Raw genomic sequence first — 15741 nt, 5'->3', positions numbered from 1 at the left:
AGTGGACGACAGGAGCATCGCCATGACGTCATCACCCGCCGCTTCCGAGGCGACCCGGGCGGACGCACCAGTCGCCGACCCGTTCGCCGAACTCCGGTTCGTCGACGCGGGCGCGCTCCGCGTCGGGTACCTCGACGCGGGCCCGCGGGACGGCACACCGGTGCTGCTCCTGCACGGCTGGCCGTACGACATCCGCAGCTTCGCCGAGGTCGTGCCGCTGCTGACCGAGCGGGGCTACCGCGTGCTCGTGCCGTATCTTCGCGGGCACGGTTCCACGCGCTTCCGTGACGAGCACGCGCCCCGGAACGCGCAGCAGTCGGTGCTCGCGGCCGATGCGATCGACTTCCTGGACGCCGTGGGCGTCGAGCGTGCGATCGTGGCCGGGTTCGATTGGGGCGCGCGGACCGCCGACATCCTCACCGTGCTCCACCCGGGCCGGATCATCGGACTCGTCTCGGTGAGCGGCTACCTCATCGGCAGCCGTGCCGCCGGGGCGACCCCGCTTCCGCCGGCGGCCGAGCTGCAGTGGTGGTACCAGTTCTACTTCGCGACCGAACGGGGTCGCCAGGGCTACGACCGGTACCGTCGCGACTTCGCGAAGCTGATCTGGCGACTCGCCTCCCCGCAGTGGTCGTTCGACGACGCCGAGTTCGATGCGAGCGCGGTCGCCTTCGACAACCCCGACCACGTCGACATCGTGATCCACAACTATCGATGGCGCCTCGGGCTCGCCGCCGGGGACCCGCGGTTCGACGAGGTCGAGACGATCCTCGCGACCGCGCCCACGGTCGGCGTGCCGACGATCACGCTGGAGGGCGACGCCAACGGCGCACCGCATCCGGATGCCGCCGCGTACGCGCCCAAGTTCACCGCCGCGTACGAGCACCGGGTGGTCGGCGGCGGGGTCGGGCACAACCTGCCCCAGGAGGCGCCGCGCGAGTTCGCGCGCGCGATCGTCGACGTCCATCGGATGTCACGGCAGCCGTGATGGGCGACAGCCATGCCGGAGCATCCGGCATGCGATCGGTGATGAACGCACCGATCGAGAAGAAGGAGAGAGCATGAACACTCAACACCCCGTCGTCGTGCTGGTGCACGGCGCATTCGCGGAGTCCGCGTCCTGGAACGGCGTGATCTCGCGGCTCACCGAGCGCGGGATCGATGCGATCGCCGCGGCGAACCCGCTGCGCAGCCTGTCGGGCGACGCCGCATATGTGCGCGACGTGGTCGCTGCGATCGGTCGACCGGTCGTGCTCGTCGGGCACTCGTACGGCGGACTCGTGATCACCGAGGCGGCGTCGCGCAACGACGCCGTCGTCGGACTCGTGTACGTCGCGGCATTCGTGCCCGAGCCCGGCCAGAGCGCACTCGAGCTGTCGAACAGCGAACCCGGCAGCACGCTCGGCGATGCGCTGGTCGCGTATCCGCTCGCGAGCGGCGGGACCGAGTTCGCGATCCGCCGGGAAGCGTTCCATCACCAGTTCGCCGCGGATGTCCCCGAGGCCGAGGCCGCGCTCATGGCGGCCGCCCAGCGACCGGTGACCGAGGCCGCGCTCACGCAGGGGCTGCCCACCGAGCAGCCCGCGTGGCGGAGCATCCCATCGTGGTTCGTGTACGGCGACGCCGATCTCAACATCCCCGTCGCCGTGCACCGGGCCGGCGCGGAACGCGCCTCGTCCCCCGGCACCCGCGAGATCGCCGGCGCATCCCACGCGGTCGGCGTCTCGCAGCCCGAGGCGGTCGCCGAGACGATCCTCGCGGCGGTCGCCGCGACGGTTCCCGCGGCGTCCTGACGACGACGAAGGCGGGCGTTCCGGTTTCGCCGGGAACGCCCGCCTTCTCGTGCGGAAGAGGCGAGGTCAGCCCTCGCGCCCGCCTCGATCGCGGATCCGCCCGGCCGCGTCGAGCTCGATGACCGTGTCGATCGCCAGTCGATCCAGGAACGTCCGATCGTGGCTGACCACCAGCAGTGCGCCGCGGTAGCCGTCGAGGGCTTCCGCCAGGTGCTCGACGCTCTCGATGTCGAGGTTGTTCGTCGGCTCGTCGAGGATCAGCAGCTGCGCGGGCGGGTCGGCGAGCAGGAGCCGGGCCAACGACACGCGGAAACGCTCGCCGCCCGACAGCGATGCCACGGGCCGGTCGACGCTGCTGCCGCGCAGCAGCAGGCGCGCCAGCTGATTGCGGATGGCCCCGGACGTGCTGCCCGGAGCGACCGCCTGCACGTTGTCGAGTGCGCTCGCGGTCTCGTCGAGGCCGTCGAGCCGTTGCGGGAGGTAGCCGACCCGGTCGGTGAGCAGGGCTCCGTGCGGCCGCCCGTCGGTCGGCTCGCTGCCGGTGCCGTCGCCAGCGCTGCTGCCGCTGTCGAGCAGCCGGCCGATGAGGGTCGACTTGCCGGCGCCGTTCGGCCCGACGAGCGCGACGCGCTCTGGCCCCTGGATGACGATCGTGCGGTTCGGGCCGTGGATCTCGGCGATGCGTCGCCCGCGAGGCACGTCGGGGTCGGGCAGCGTGAGGTGGATGTGCTGCTCGTCGCGGACGCGCGCGTCCGCCGCGTCGACCGCGGCTTGCGCCGCGCGGACCTTGTCGTCGAGCGTCGACCGCATCGACCCGGCGGACCCCTGGGCCCTGTTGGCACGGGCGCCCGCGAGGATCTTCGGGATGCCGCCGTCCTGCTGGGTCTTCTTGGCGGTGCGCTCGCGACGGGCGAGCTTGGTCTCGGCTTCGACGCGCTGCCGCTTCTCGACCTTCAGCGCCTGCTGCGCGGCCCGGGCGGCCTGCGTCGCCGCCGCCTGCTCCTGCTCGCGGTACGCCCGCCAGGCGCTGTAGGGGCCGCCGAACACCTCGAGACGGCCGGCATGGAGCTCTGCGGTGTCGTCCATGTGCTCGAGCAGCTCGAGATCGTGGCTCACCACCACGAGCGTGCCCGGCCACGCATCGACGATGCCGGCGAGCTTCTCGCGGGTGGGCCGGTCGAGGTTGTTCGTCGGCTCGTCGAGGAGGGTGATGGCGGTGCGCCGCAGTCGCAGGCCGGTGATCGCGATGAGCATCGCCTCACCGCCCGAGACCTCGGCGACTCGGCGGTCGAGGTCGGCGGCGGTGAATCCGATCTCGGCGAGCGCCTCGTCGGCGCGGGCCTCGATGTCCCAGTCGTCGCCGATGGCGTCGAAGTGCCGTTCGTCGACGTCGCCCGCCTCGATGGCCCGGAGGGCCGTCACGGCGTGGTCGATGCCGAGCAGCTCGGCGATGGTGGAGTCGGTGGTGAGCGTCAGGGTCTGCGGCAGGTAGCCGACGTCGCCGACGGTGTCGATCTGACCAGAGGTCGGCTGGAGCTCTCCGGCGATCAGCCGGAGCAGGGTGGACTTGCCGGCCCCGTTCCGGCCGACCAGGCCGGTGCGACCCGAGGGGAAGGTGGCGTCGAGACGGTCGAGTGCGATGGTCCCGTCGGGCCACTCGAACGACAGGTCTCGGAGGGTGATGGCGGGTTTCGATGGCATGGTGATGCTCCTTCTGCCGCGTGCGGCAGTGGGGTGTGGGTGACTGGTGCGGTGCGCGCCGGAACGTCGTCGCGAGAGGCGACGGGTCGGAGGGGTCGGTCACTCGGGAGCGCTGAGGGCTCCTGCTGATCGTGAACGGCCACCGGTGTCCGGCGGCTAGAGTCTGTCGACCTCGATCTCCATGGTCCTCCGATCCTATCCGGCCGCGGCGATCAGACCGCCGTGCGACGTGTCTGCGACGCGGTGGCGAGCGCGGCGATCACGACGAGTGCGGCGGAGAGCGCGAGTGCCGCCAGTGACGCGAGCCCGAGGGCGACCGCGCCGAGCACGATGGTCAGGACGCCGGCGATGAGGGGTGCGCGGCTCCACGCGCCGGTCGCGAGCCGCGCGAAGAGTCCGAGCCCGAGCAGGTAGCACGCGAGCCCGCCGCTCAGCGCCGCGATCGCACCCCAGTGCGCCGGGGCCGCGGGTGCGACGGCGATGTCCTCGAGGAGGAGCCGGACCCCGAGCGCGACGAAGACCGTGCCGGCGACGAGCGGCAGGTGCCCGAGCGTGTATCCGTCGCGGGCGAGCGCGGGCCGACGAGCGGGTGCCGCCCGGAGGAGGGCACGGTGCGCTGCGATGGACGGCCCGCGGAAGTACGACCACCAGATGCCGAGCACGATCGCGAAGGCGAGCAGGGCTGCGGCGATCGACCGGGGCTCGACCGCGGCATCCCGCATCGTCGGACCGAGCCCGGCACCCGACGAGAGCACCGTCTCGCCGAGCGCGATGATGAGCACCAGGCCGTGTCGCTCGACGAAGTGCGCCGGGCTCGCGACGCGCCAGCCGTTGTAGCGGGAGGCGAGCCATCCGACGCCGAAGTCGAGCCCGAATGCGACGGCCCAGCACACGCTCTGCAGGTCGCCGCCGAGCACGGCCCCGACGATCAGGAGCGCGCTCGAGCCGGTCTGCGGAATGGCGTCGATGAGCAACTGCGTGCGCAGTCGCCGGTCCCTGCCGGAGGTCGAGAGGAACACCGCGAAATAGCTCGCCCGCACCACGATGAACGCGAGCGCGAGCACGAGCGCCGGGCTGAGCGTTCCGGCGGGCGACTCCCATGCGCCGGGGATCGCCAGTGCGGCGACGAAGAGCGCGCACATCGCCACGAGGATGGCGACGACCACGCGGCCGCGGTCCAGCCGCACGCGGTTGCCGAGCCAGATGTAGGCGCACCACGCCCACCAGAGCAGCAGGAGCAGCAGCACGCCCCGACCGAAACCGGCCGGGGTGGGCTGGGCTTCCATGAGGTCGACGACGCGCATGAGCGCCAGCACGAACACGAGGTCGAAGAAGATCTCGAACATCGTCACGCGATCGCCCTCGTGTCTGGCATCCGCGCGCTCGCCCGTCGCGCCGGTCACGGCGTTCACGGCATCGTCGACCTGCCCGTTCACAGCACCGCCGGTCCGCTGCCCGGATAGTCGGTGGATGCCGCGAGCTCGCGCCCCGCGTCGAACTCGGCGTGGAAGCGGGCCAGCTTGTCGCCGATGCGGCGGTACGCGTCGCTGCCGAGGATCAGCCAGTGCCGCGGCTCGGCGGCGCGCACGTTGGCGATGATCGCGTCGGCCGCACGGGCGGGGTCGCCGGGGAACGGCTCGGGCCGCACCGCCGTCACCGCCCGGATGAAGGACCCCGAGGTGGCGTCGTAGTCGGCGATGGCCTGCCCGGAGACGTGGGTGCGCTGCTCGATCCCCCTGCGGAACGACCCGGGCTCGACGAGGAACGCTCGCAGCCCGCTCATGCTGCCGTTCCCTCCGTCGTCGTGCCGACGTCGGTCGTGCCGGACTCGGCCGACGGGAAGTCCGCCGACCTGCTGACGTCGGCCCACGCGGCCGCCTCCTCGAGACGGCGCTGCTCGCCGTTGAGCACCCGGTCGACCGCGCCGCCGCCGAGCAGCAGGCGCATCGGGAGCGCCTCGTGGGCCTGGCCGAGGTCGCCGTGGGCGAGGTCGACGAGCACGCGCGCTGCACGGGCGGGGTCGCCGGGCTGCGTGCCGTCGCTGTGCCGGCGCTGCTCGTGGATGCGGCCGATCGTCGTCTCGTAGTCGGGGCCGACCGGATGCATCGTCATCGAGTCGCCCTGCCAGTCGGTGCGGAACGCACCGGGCTCGACGATGACGACGCCGACGCCGAATGGCGCCGATTCCGCCGCGAGCACCTCGGAGAAGCCCTCGACGGCGAATTTCGCCGCCTGGTACGCGCTGAGTCCCGGGGTGCCGCCGATGCGACCGCCCACGGATGAGAACTGCAGGAACAGCCCCGAACGTTGCGCGCGCATCACCGGCAGGGCCGCGCGGGTGACGTTGACCACGCCGAAGAAGTTCGTCTCGATCTGCTCCCGGAAGTCCGCCGCCGGCATCTCCTCGATCGAGCCGCTGTTCGCGTAGCCGGCGTTGTCGACGACGACGTCGAGTCGTCCGAATCGGTCGACGGCGCGACCGACGACCTGGGTCGCCGCGTCGGCATCGGTGACGTCGAGTGCGGCGACCAGCAGTCGGTCGGAACCGTACCGTGCCGCGAGGTCGTCGAGCGAGGTGCTTCGTCGAGCGGTCGCGACGACGCGGTCGCCGCAGTCGAGGGCGGCCTCGACGATCCGCCTGCCGAAGCCGCGCGAGCTTCCCGTGATCAGCCAGACCAGCGTGTCGCTCCGTCGTCCCTGTTGCTCGTTCATGAGTCCGTCCCTTCGCGCCGGACCTTCGCCGGCGCTGTCGTCCAGCGTGCGCCGCGGTGCGGCGGGGTCGCGCCCGTGACGGTGCCGGGGCCGCGCCCGGGTCGAGCCCGGGTCGCCATGCCGCCCGTGATCCCCGGGGGTCGACCGGTCATCCACCCGGGCGCGTCGGCGGCCGCGCCCGCGGGAAGGTGATGCGGTGCCGACGAGACGGCACGACCGACCGGCAGGGTCGGGCATCGGAAGGGAAAGCTCATGACGACCGTCAGATTCCACCTCACCTCCACGTTGAGCGCACCAGAACTCATGGCGGTGCTCACCGACTTCAGCCCGGCGCGTGCCGAGAACTGGCCGACGATCGACGCCGACCACTTCGAGGTGCACGCGCTCGGGGAGAACTGGGCCGACGTGACGGAGGGCACCGCCTCCGCGTGGGAGCACGCGCACTACGAATGGGACGCCGCCGCGAATCGCGTCGCGATCACCACGCTCGACTCGAAGGTCTTCGGCCCGGGCGGCGGCTGGGTGTTCCAGCTCACCCCCGAGGGCGACCGCACCCGGGTCGATGTCGAGCTCACCCGCCGACCGACGGCCTTCAAGGCCAAGGTGCTCGCGCTGCTGCTGCCGCTCGTCGCACCGGGCGCGCTGCGCAAGTCGTTCAGCGGCCCGCTCCGGGCCCAGACGGCGGCCGCCGCATGAGGACCGGTACGGGCGCGAGCTCGCGTCGGTCGGCGACGACACGAAAGGGACCGTCCATGGGATGGATCGACCGGATCTTCGGCCGCAAGGTCGAGCTCGACCCCGAGGCGCTGCCGGCGGGCGCGACCATCGCCGATGCGCGCGCCGTCGAGCGCTACCGGCGGATGCTGCGCACCGCACCGCCCGACGTCATCGAACGCGCCCACGTGGAGGCGTTCGAGCGGCTCACGCCGGCACAGCTCGACCTGCTGTTCGAGCGGCTCACAGCGGACGCCGAGCTGAACGACGAGCGGCCCGTCGACGCGAAGCCGGCGAACCTGGCGCGCTCGGTCGCCCGGGCGGGCCGGCGTCGACCGGCCGCGACCGCGCGTTCGCTCGAGCGAACACCCGCCGGCATCGACCTGCACGGGTGGGCCGGCGCGTCCCTGCTCGACACCGTCGCCTGGTACGCGATCGCCTCGGCGGCGTGGACCTCGTGGGATGACCCGGGCGGAGCGATCGGCGATTCCTCCGGCGGCTGGGACTTCTGGGACTTCGGCCTCTGACCGGCCGGGCGGCCGGGCATCGCCGTGGTGACCCGGGGTGCACGCCAGTGGTTCCGACGGGCGCGTCGGGCGCGACGGCGGAGCATCCTCGAGACATCCGAACCATCCACGCAGAGAAAGGCACCTCCCATGGACACCGAAACGACCGCGACCGAGACGACCCGCACCGAAGCCGAGGTGCGAGACGCGGCGCCCGCCCTGAAGCTCGAGGTCGTCGTCATCCCCGTCTCGGACGTCGACCGGGCGAAGGCGTTCTACGCCGGGCTCGGCTGGACGCTCGACGTCGACCTCGACATCGCACCCGACTACCGGGTCGTCGAGTTCACGCCGCCCGGTTCGCCGACGTCGATCATCTTCGGCACCGGGGTGACGGAGGCCGCACCCGGCTCGGTCCGCGGGCTGCAGCTCGTGGCATCCGACGTCGAAGCGGCACGTGCGGCCCTCGCGGCCGGTGGGGCCCTCGTCAGCGAGGTCTTCCACGACGCGACCGGCGTCTTCCACCACGGCGGCACTGCCGCACGCGTGCCCGGCCTCGCCCCCGACCGCAGCTCGTACGGCTCATGGGTCGCGTTCGAAGACCCCGACGGCAACGAATGGCTGGTGCAGGAGGTCACCCAGCGGATCCCGGGCCGGGTCGTGCAGACCCGCTACGACTCCCCCGCCGAACTGGCGGTCGCCCTGCGCGCGGCCGCGGAGGCGCACGGCGCGCACGAGGCCAGGATCGGCCACGAGGATGCCGACTGGCCCGAGTGGTACGCCGAATACCTGGTGCGGGCGGCGGCAGGCCAGGAGCTGCCTGCATGACCGAACGCTCGGCCCCGCTGGCCCGTCTGCTCGTCTTCGAGGAGCTCCGCTCGCTGCAGGGGCGGCTCTGCCGCGCGGCGGGCGACCGCGCGTGGGACGAGTTCGAACGCTGCTTCGCCGCCGACGGGCAGCTGCGGGTGTACGAGCCGGATGGTTCGCTGGCCTGGTTCGCCCTCAGCCCGCACATCGGAGCGACGATCGACGTCGAAGCCGGCAGCGGCACGCTCGTCGTGCACTCGTTCGGGGGCGAGCTGACCCTTCGAGCCGAGTCGCGAGCCGAGGCCGTCTGGGCGGCGGAGTACGTCGTCGGCCCGGACGGTGCGGCGGCCGGTCGCCCCCACCACGGCTACTGCCGATCGCACCAGACCTATCTGCGCGACGGCGAGCGGTGGGTCATCCGCTCCATCGACCTCATCCGACGACTGCGGGACTGAGCCGCGCGGTGGGAGCGTGCGGGTGAAGCCAATAGGATCGGCCATCATGGAGCACCGCGCGGTCGCACCGCCACTGCTCGGCCGCCGGCGCGAGTGCGAGGCGATCGACCGCGTGCTCGCGAGCCTCGGCGGCGGCCAGAGCCGCGCCCTCGTGCTGCGCGCCGAGGCCGGCGCCGGCAAGTCGGCACTGCTCGACTACGCGGCCGAGCGCGCCACCGCCTGCAGGGTGCTGCGCTCGACGGGCATCGAGTCCGAGATGGAACTGGCCTACGCCGGTCTGCACCAGCTGTGCGTTCCCCTGCTCGACGGCATCGACGCGCTGCCTGCGCCGCAGGCGGCGGCGCTCGGCGTCGCCTTCGGCCTGCGCAGCGGCGACGCACCCGACCGGTTCATCGTCGGGCTCGCGGTGCTCGGACTGCTCGCCGACGCGGCGGCCTCGCGACCGCTGCTCTGCCTGATCGACGATGCGCAGTGGCTCGACCGGGCGTCCGCCCAGGTGCTCGCATTCGTCGCGCGGCGCATCGTGGCGGAATCGGTCGGCATCCTCTTCTCGGTGCGCGAACCCGTCGACGACGTGTTCGCCGGCATCGAGGACCTCGTCCTCGAGGGCCTCGACGACGCCGACGCCCGGCGGCTGCTCGCGTCCGTGATCTCGGGCCCGTTCGATCCCGAGGTCCGTGACCGGCTGGTCGCCGAGACCAGGGGCAACCCGCTGGCCCTCATCGAGCTCTCGCGCGGCAAGCGCGCGGTCGAGATCGCGGGCGGGTACGGCATGACCGCGGCCGCGAGCGTGACGAGCCGCATCGAGGACACGTTCGTCGACCGCATCGGCGAGCTTCCGCCCGAGACGCGCTCGGCGCTCCTGGTCGCCGCGGTGGAGCCGGTGGGTGATCCCGTGCTGATCCAACGGGCGATGGGCTCGCTCGGCATCGAGGCGGATGCGATGAGCCCCGCGATCGAGGAGACGCTGATCGAGTTCGGCGCTCGCGTCAGATTCCGCCATCCGCTCATCCGCTCCGCGGTCGTGCGCGCGAGCCCCGTCGGCGCCCGGCGCGCGGTGCACCGTGCGCTCGCCGCGAGTGCCGACCCGTCCGCCGATCCCGACCGACGGGCATGGCACCTGGCCGAAGCGGCGATCGGGTTCGACGAGGAGGTCGCCGCCGACCTGGTTCGATCTGCCCGACGAGCGCAGGCGCGTGGCGGGCTGGCCGCCGGCGCGACCTTCCATGCGCGCGGCGCTGAGCTCACGCCCGACCCGACGATGCGCTCGAGACGCGCGCTGATGGCCGCTGAAGACCTGTACCGGGCGGGAGCGATGTCCGATGCGCTGCGACTGCTCGACCTGACCGAGCCCGAATTGCTCGACGAGCACCAGCGTGCCCGCATCGAGCTGGTGCGCGCGCACGTGGCCTCGAGCACGACTCGCGGCCGCGGCGCCGCGGCGCGCCTGGTGACCGCCGCGCGCCTGCTCGAACGACACGACGGAGAGACCGCCCTGGCGACCTACGCGGACGCGGTGATCGCCGCGCTCTCCGCGGGAACGCACGCCGAAGAGGTCGGGCCCGCCGAGGTGGCGGCGGCGGTGCTCGCGGCCGACCCGGCGCCGCCCCTCAGCGAGCCCGCGCTCGCCGCCGCGGAGGCGCTGCGCGGGCTCGCGGTGCTCATCCTCGACGGGTACGCGGCTGCGGCCCCGACGCTGCGAAGCGGGCTCGATCGGCTCGTGGCCTTCGCCGAGTCCGACGATCCGGCCGGGCCGGCCGCCGAACCCGACCCGCGCCGCGGACTCGGCGAGGACGCCGCGCCGCCCGGCGGACTGCTGCAGTGGTTGCCCATCGCCTGCGCCGTCGCGCGCGCCCTGCTCGACGACGCGGCCTACGACCTGCTCGCCGCACGCGCGGTGCGCATCAGCCGCACCCAGGGCGCGTTCTCGCAGCTTCCGCTGCTGATGGCGGAGCGCGCGTCGGTGCTGCTGCTCAGCGGCCGGACGGACGAGGCGATGTCCGTCGCGCAGGAGCTGCAGCCGATCGTCGAAGCGACGGGCATGCCGACCTCGATGACGCGCAGCGGCTGGCTCGCCGCGTTCCGCGGCGACGAGCGCACGAAGGCCGAGGTGACGGAACGGCTGCGGCCCGAGATCCTCGAGCGCGGTGAGGGGCAGTGGTTCACCACGGTCGCGTGGCAGGACGCGATGCTGTACAACTCGCTCGGGCGATACCCCGAGGCGCTCGCAGCGACGGACTCGGCGGCCGGTCACCCGTACGACCTCGGGCTCGCCGGATGGATCCTGCCCGAGCGGGTCGAAGCCGCCGTACGCGCCGGCTCCCCCGAGCTCGGGACGGAGGCGCTCGGTCGGCTCGAAGAGCTCGCCGCAGCATCCGATACCGACTGGGCTCGGGGCCTCGCCGCGCGGGCAGCGGCGCTCGTCGCCGCCGAGGACACCGCCGAAGCGCTCTTCCTCGAGGCGATCGAACGCCTCGGGCGCACGCGGATCCGCACCGCGCTCGCTCGCGCGCACCTGCTCTACGGCGAGTGGCTGCGCCGCCGGAACCGTCGTGTCGAGTCGCGGGAGCAGCTGCGGCTCGCACACCAGCTCTTCGTGGAGACCGACGGCGACGCGTTCGCCCAGCGCGCCCGGCGCGAGCTCGCCGCCACGGGCGAGGTGGTGCACAAGCCGGCGGCGAGCCCCGTCGACGAGCTCACCGCACAGGAGCGGCAGATCGCCCTGCTCGCCGCCACGGGAAGGACGAACCCCGAGATCGGCGAGCAGCTCTTCCTCAGCCCGCGCACCGTCGAATGGCACCTGCGCAAGGTGTTCGTGAAGCTGGGCGTCACGTCGCGCCGCCAGCTCGCACGTGCCATGCGGGTCACGCAGGCCGCACCCGCGTAGCCGCCCCGACGGACCCGCGCACCGGACCCCCGGGCATCCCGACGGGATGGAATACCGGGGGGCTTCCCCGTCACCGGCACAGGTGCCCCCCGGGAACGGTTGCACGACCGTGGAGCCATGAACATCCACACCCACTCCCGAGTCGCTCGCACGTCGGCACGCGCCGTCGATGCGAAGCGCATCGCCTTCTCGATCGCAGCGGTCGCCGCCGCGATCGTCGTGCTCGTCGCCTGTTGGGCGTCGATCGTCCAGCCTGCCCACGCCGAGACCCTCAGCGCCGCGGCTTCGAGCAGTCCATCCGGCGACGCGCCCGACGCGCCCGTCGTGCAGACCGCGGACGGGCCCGTGCAGGGCATCGCCACGCCCACCGGCGTCGAGTTCCGCGGCATCCCGTATGCGGCTCCGCCAACCGGCGACCTGCGGTGGACTCCCCCGCAGCCGGTCGCCTCATGGACCGACACCCGTGACGCGACCGTCTTCCCGCCGGTGTGCCCACAGGCTCCGCCGAGCCCGTGGGGGCAGAGCGAGGACTGCCTCTACCTGAACGTGACCGCCCCGGCAAGGGATGCCGCGGCGAGCGGCGAGCTGCCCGTCATCGTGTACATCCACGGTGGCGGCTTCTCGTACGGTGAGGGCGCCGACTACGACCCCACGAAGCTCGCGGGCGACGGCGCGATCGTCGTCACGTTCAACTACCGACTCGGGCTGCTCGGGTTCCTCGCGCATCCCGCACTCGCCGACGGCCCGGGCGCAAGCACCGGCAACTTCGGCTACCAGGACCAGCAGGCGGCCCTGCGTTGGGTGCAGCAGAACATCGATCAGTTCGGCGGCGCCCGCGACAACGTGACGATCGTCGGTCACTCGGCCGGTGGTCTCTCGGTGCTCGCACAACTGGCCTCCCCCGGGGCGAAAGGCCTGTTCCACCGCGCGGTGATCCAGGCGGGTGCGTTCGCGCTCCAGCAGCAGTCGCTCGCACAGGCCGAGCAGGCCGGCCAGGCCAGCGCGGCTGCGGTCGGATGCCCCGACCAGTCCGCCGAGTGCCTGCGCGCGGTGTCGGTCGACACGCTCGTCGCCCACGAGCAGGCCTCGTTCACGCCGGGCTACGTCGACGGGACGGTGCTGCGCGAATCGGTCGGCTCGGCGATCGCCACCGGTCGGTTCAATCGGGTGCCCATCATCAACGGCACGAACACGCAGGAGGAGCGGATCTTCACCACGATCGGTCGAAGCGTGACGAAGGGCGCCACGATCCTGCTTCCCGGCCCGATCGACGCCTCGAACTACGTGTCGACGATCGCGACGAACTTCGGCATCAGCACGACGAAGGCGAAGTTGATCGCGGCGGCGTACCCGCTGTCGAAGTACGCGACCCCCGCGCACGCGTTCAGCACGCTGAACTCCGACGCGAACTTCTCGTGCCCCGCGTATGCGCTCGACATCGCCGCCTCGCGATACGTGCCGACGTTCGCATACGAGTTCAACGACGCGCTGGCCCCCCAGCGCGATGTCCCCGACGGCCTGGGCGCACCGTTCGCCGCGACGCACCAGTCGGAGCTGCAGTACCTGTTCGACCTCCCGAACTCGCAGCTGCCCGGCGGGCTCTCACCCGACCAGGAGCAGCTCGCCGCGAACATGCGCGCCGCGTGGGTGCAGTTCGCCGCGATCGGCTCGCCGTCGACTGAGGCGGTGCAGTGGCCGCAGTTCAAGGCGCTGAACCCGCGCATCGTCTCCTTCGAGACGCCCGGGTCGAAGGTGGAGCGCGACTTCGCCCTCACGCACAAGTGCGGAGTCTGGGCGGCCGCCGCGCTGCTGGCCAACCTCTGAATCGCACACCCCCGCCGGGGGTGCCGTCACCGGCACCCCCGGCACCCGCATCGCACGAGCCGTCGAGAGGCCGCCATGTTCCAAGCATCGGTTCGAGACATCCGGGTGGTGAAGCGGTACGAGCGCGAGCAGCCGCACCGTCGCTCGGCGATCACCACGGCCGAGGTCGCCGCATTCCAGCGGCTCACGCCGGCTCAGGCGGACCTGCTCTGGCGGCGTTCCGCCCGCCGCGACGCTGCGGCGGCAGCGGAACGCCCTGGCCGCCTCGATCTCGTCATCGGCTGGCTCGCCGGTGTTCCGGATGCCTCGACCCTCGGCCTCGACGTCGCGGTGAACCCGAGCGGCGTCGCGTCCGGCTGGTGGGCGATCGCCGCCCGCGTCTGGAACGGCGGGTTCTGAGCGGGGGCGCCACCGAACAGCACGGCTTCCGCGTCGTCGGAGCCCGCGAACGGATCGCGCTGATGGGCTACGGCCCGCTCGCCGGCACCTGGCGCGACACGGGGCTGATCGAGCGGCGGCGGTCGGGCGACTGAGCGTTCGACGGCTGCCGGCGTGCACGGGTGGGCTACGGCGCGGGGACGAGCCCGTTCACGACTCGCCGGGCGTCGACTCCTCGATCGCCCAGGCGAGTTCGTCGTGCAGCGCGTCGAGGAAGTCGGCGGGGTCGAACATCGCACCGGCGGGTGCGACGCCGGTGGTGCGGGTGCGCCCGGTGAGGATGCGATCGACCGCCTCGGCGGCAAGGGGTCCGGTGATCGCGTAGATGTCCTGCCCGGAAGCGAACGCCCGTCGCTCCTCGGTGCCGCGGCGGACCACGACGTCGACGACGAACGTCTGCTCGGAACGGCCGCTCTCGTCGACCGCGACCGGCTCGGGCGTGGCCGGGGACGAGAGCTCCGAGACCGCCTCGACCGTCATGAAGCAGGTCACCTCGCGGACGGCCAGATGCTTCGGAATGGTGACGATATCGGCCATCGAGAACTTGCTCCGAACGTCTCGCGCGCCGGTGGGCTCGGGGAATGACCAGGTCGTGAGCTCCGACCGGTCCTCCCCGTAGCGCAGGCCGCCGTCCTCGAAGGTGACGTGCCGGCCGTCGCGTCGCTCCCGGGACACCGCACCGGCTGCGCGGGTTCCGGCGGTGGGATGCCAGCTGCTCAGCCCGTAGGCGACGCGCACCTCATCGGCATCCGTCCAGTCGCCCGCCGCTGCGGTTGCGAGCAGATCGCCGAGCCCGCCGAAGAACGCCATCGCGGGGACGACGATCGCGCCCTCGAGGTCGGCGCGTCCGCGCAGGCGGCTGAACGTGTCCTCGTTCGCCTCGATCTCGGCCGCGACATCCACGTAGGCGACCTGCGCCCGCAGCGCGGCGTCCAGCAGCGGCTCGGTCGTGTGCGCGAACGGGCCGGCGCAGTTGACGAGGGCGGCGACGCCGTGCAGCGCCGCGTCGAGCGCCGTCGCATCCGAGACATCCGCCTGGCGGGCCTCGAGGCCGAGCTCGCCGGCCATCGCGGCCAGAGCCGTCTCGTTGCGGCCCGAGAGCACCGGGACATGGCCGCGCTCGACCAGTTCGGTGACGACGAACCGGCCGGTGTGCCCGTACGCCCCGTACACGAGAACCTTCGCCGGTGCGCCGGTCGTCCCGATGGGCTCTGATGCTGCTGCGTCCGCGCTCACAGACGTTCTCCTCGTCGCTCGCGATCGAGGCCGGGCGCCGCGATCGGGTGCTTGCGAAGCTACCAGCGGCGGGCGCCCCCGATGGAGGTCGCACCGGATCGAAACGGTCAGTTCTCGTGCAGGATCAGCCAGGCTGTCGCCTCGCCGTCCGGCGGTCATGCCTGCGACCCGTGCCTCCATTCCCCGTTCGACCAGGGCGTGCACGACGGCGTCGGCGTGGTGCGGCTCTGCGACGAACCGCAGTGCCCGGACGTGCTCCTGGCCGGCTTCTGGATGACCTCCGAAGGCCCACTCGACATTCACAAGGGGATGCCGCGGTTCCACCCGGGCTTTCGGATGAGGCGCTCATCGTTTCTCCGCTCGCGACACTCGTCCGCGAACGCGGTCGCCACGCCGCCATCTGCGAGAAAGCGCTCGTACTCGTCGGCGGTGAGTTCGTAGTACTCCTCGTAGTCGGCGATCCGGCTGGTGACGGGGATCGCGAGGTACCGCCGGTCGGTGTCCTGCTCGATGCCCAGCGAGTATCGGCCCTCGCGAGAGAAGTGGACGGGAGTGAACTTCACCGATCAACCTTTCCCGTGGGTGTCGAGGATTCTGCCATCATCTCGAAGCCACCGCCTGTCCGGCGAGTCCGACATGACGCTGCGTCCGACTCGCGCTCGCCCCGGCAG

16 protein-coding genes are annotated in these 15741 nt (G+C 72.4%); 10 read left to right on the top strand and 6 right to left on the bottom strand.

Annotation, left to right across the window (positions count from 1 at the left end; all coding sequences use genetic code 11):
* The first annotated feature begins 22 nt into the window (after positions 1-22).
* Both MTO99_RS04225 and MTO99_RS04220 read left to right on the top strand, forming a co-directional pair.
* Positions 23-988, top strand: a complete 966-nt coding sequence (locus MTO99_RS04225; protein WP_243557225.1) for an alpha/beta fold hydrolase — start codon at positions 23-25, stop codon at positions 986-988.
* A 73-nt stretch (positions 989-1061) separates the two neighbouring features.
* On the top strand, positions 1062-1793 hold the full coding sequence (locus MTO99_RS04220) for an alpha/beta fold hydrolase (RefSeq protein ID WP_243557222.1): 732 nt from the start codon (positions 1062-1064) through the stop codon (positions 1791-1793).
* A 66-nt stretch (positions 1794-1859) separates the two neighbouring features.
* On the opposite strand, the gene MTO99_RS04215 is transcribed toward MTO99_RS04220, so the two are convergent.
* From MTO99_RS04215 to MTO99_RS04200, 4 genes are all read right to left on the bottom strand, one after another.
* Positions 1860-3494 (bottom strand): ABC-F family ATP-binding cassette domain-containing protein, encoded by a 1635-nt coding sequence (locus tag MTO99_RS04215; protein WP_243557211.1) that lies wholly within the window; start codon positions 3492-3494, stop codon positions 1860-1862.
* A gap of 212 nt (positions 3495-3706) precedes the next feature.
* Complete coding sequence (locus MTO99_RS04210) at positions 3707-4930, bottom strand: low temperature requirement protein A (protein ID WP_243557207.1); 1224 nt, start codon at positions 4928-4930, stop codon at positions 3707-3709.
* Entirely contained in the window at positions 4927-5277 is a 351-nt protein-coding gene (locus tag MTO99_RS04205; RefSeq protein ID WP_243557206.1) for a Rossmann-fold NAD(P)-binding domain-containing protein, read from the bottom strand. Before MTO99_RS04205 ends, MTO99_RS04210 begins: the two co-directional genes overlap by 4 nt.
* The gene (locus MTO99_RS04200; RefSeq protein WP_243557205.1) at positions 5274-6206 is read right to left on the bottom strand and encodes an SDR family NAD(P)-dependent oxidoreductase; all 933 of its coding nucleotides are present in this window, start codon (positions 6204-6206) and stop codon (positions 5274-5276) included. The genes MTO99_RS04205 and MTO99_RS04200 overlap by 4 nt, the downstream gene beginning before the upstream one ends.
* A 252-nt stretch (positions 6207-6458) precedes the next feature.
* Here MTO99_RS04200 and MTO99_RS04195 point away from each other — a divergent pair, with 252 nt between their 5' ends.
* The 8 genes from MTO99_RS04195 to MTO99_RS04160 all read left to right on the top strand — a co-directional run bounded on the left by MTO99_RS04195 (position 6459) and on the right by MTO99_RS04160 (position 13929).
* Positions 6459-6902 carry an SRPBCC family protein gene (locus tag MTO99_RS04195; protein ID WP_243557204.1) on the top strand — a complete coding sequence of 148 codons (444 nt, stop codon included), beginning with the start codon at positions 6459-6461 and terminating at the stop codon, positions 6900-6902.
* Between the two features lie 56 nt (positions 6903-6958).
* Positions 6959-7447 carry a hypothetical protein gene (locus MTO99_RS04190; protein ID WP_243557202.1) on the top strand — a complete coding sequence of 163 codons (489 nt, stop codon included), beginning with the start codon at positions 6959-6961 and terminating at the stop codon, positions 7445-7447.
* 129 nt (positions 7448-7576) lie between these two features.
* Positions 7577-8251, top strand: a complete 675-nt coding sequence (locus tag MTO99_RS19120; protein ID WP_354002509.1) for a VOC family protein — start codon at positions 7577-7579, stop codon at positions 8249-8251.
* Entirely contained in the window at positions 8248-8685 is a 438-nt protein-coding gene (locus tag MTO99_RS04180) for a nuclear transport factor 2 family protein (protein ID WP_243557200.1), read from the top strand. The genes MTO99_RS19120 and MTO99_RS04180 overlap by 4 nt, the downstream gene beginning before the upstream one ends.
* Before the next feature lie 46 nt (positions 8686-8731).
* Positions 8732-11572, top strand: a complete 2841-nt coding sequence (locus MTO99_RS04175) for a helix-turn-helix transcriptional regulator (protein WP_243557199.1) — start codon at positions 8732-8734, stop codon at positions 11570-11572.
* 117 nt (positions 11573-11689) lie between these two features.
* Entirely contained in the window at positions 11690-13396 is a 1707-nt protein-coding gene (locus MTO99_RS04170) for a carboxylesterase/lipase family protein (protein WP_243557197.1), read from the top strand.
* Between the two features lie 75 nt (positions 13397-13471).
* Positions 13472-13795, top strand: a complete 324-nt coding sequence (locus tag MTO99_RS04165; RefSeq protein ID WP_243557195.1) for a hypothetical protein — start codon at positions 13472-13474, stop codon at positions 13793-13795.
* Complete coding sequence (locus tag MTO99_RS04160) at positions 13756-13929, top strand: hypothetical protein (RefSeq protein ID WP_435520794.1); 174 nt, start codon at positions 13756-13758, stop codon at positions 13927-13929. The genes MTO99_RS04165 and MTO99_RS04160 overlap by 40 nt, the downstream gene beginning before the upstream one ends.
* A gap of 55 nt (positions 13930-13984) precedes the next feature.
* On the opposite strand, the gene MTO99_RS04155 is transcribed toward MTO99_RS04160, so the two are convergent.
* Entirely contained in the window at positions 13985-15070 is a 1086-nt protein-coding gene (locus MTO99_RS04155) for a saccharopine dehydrogenase NADP-binding domain-containing protein (protein WP_243557193.1), read from the bottom strand.
* 299 nt (positions 15071-15369) lie between these two features.
* A complete protein-coding gene (locus MTO99_RS04150; RefSeq protein WP_243557191.1) occupies positions 15370-15633 on the bottom strand; it encodes a hypothetical protein in 264 nt (87 codons plus the stop codon).
* Between the last annotated feature and the right edge of the window lie 108 nt (positions 15634-15741).

The organism is Agromyces larvae, from assembly GCF_022811705.1.
In the GTDB taxonomy this organism is placed as follows: Bacteria; Actinomycetota; Actinomycetes; order Actinomycetales; family Microbacteriaceae; genus Agromyces; species Agromyces larvae.
This window is presented reverse-complemented; position numbering and strand designations above follow the sequence as displayed.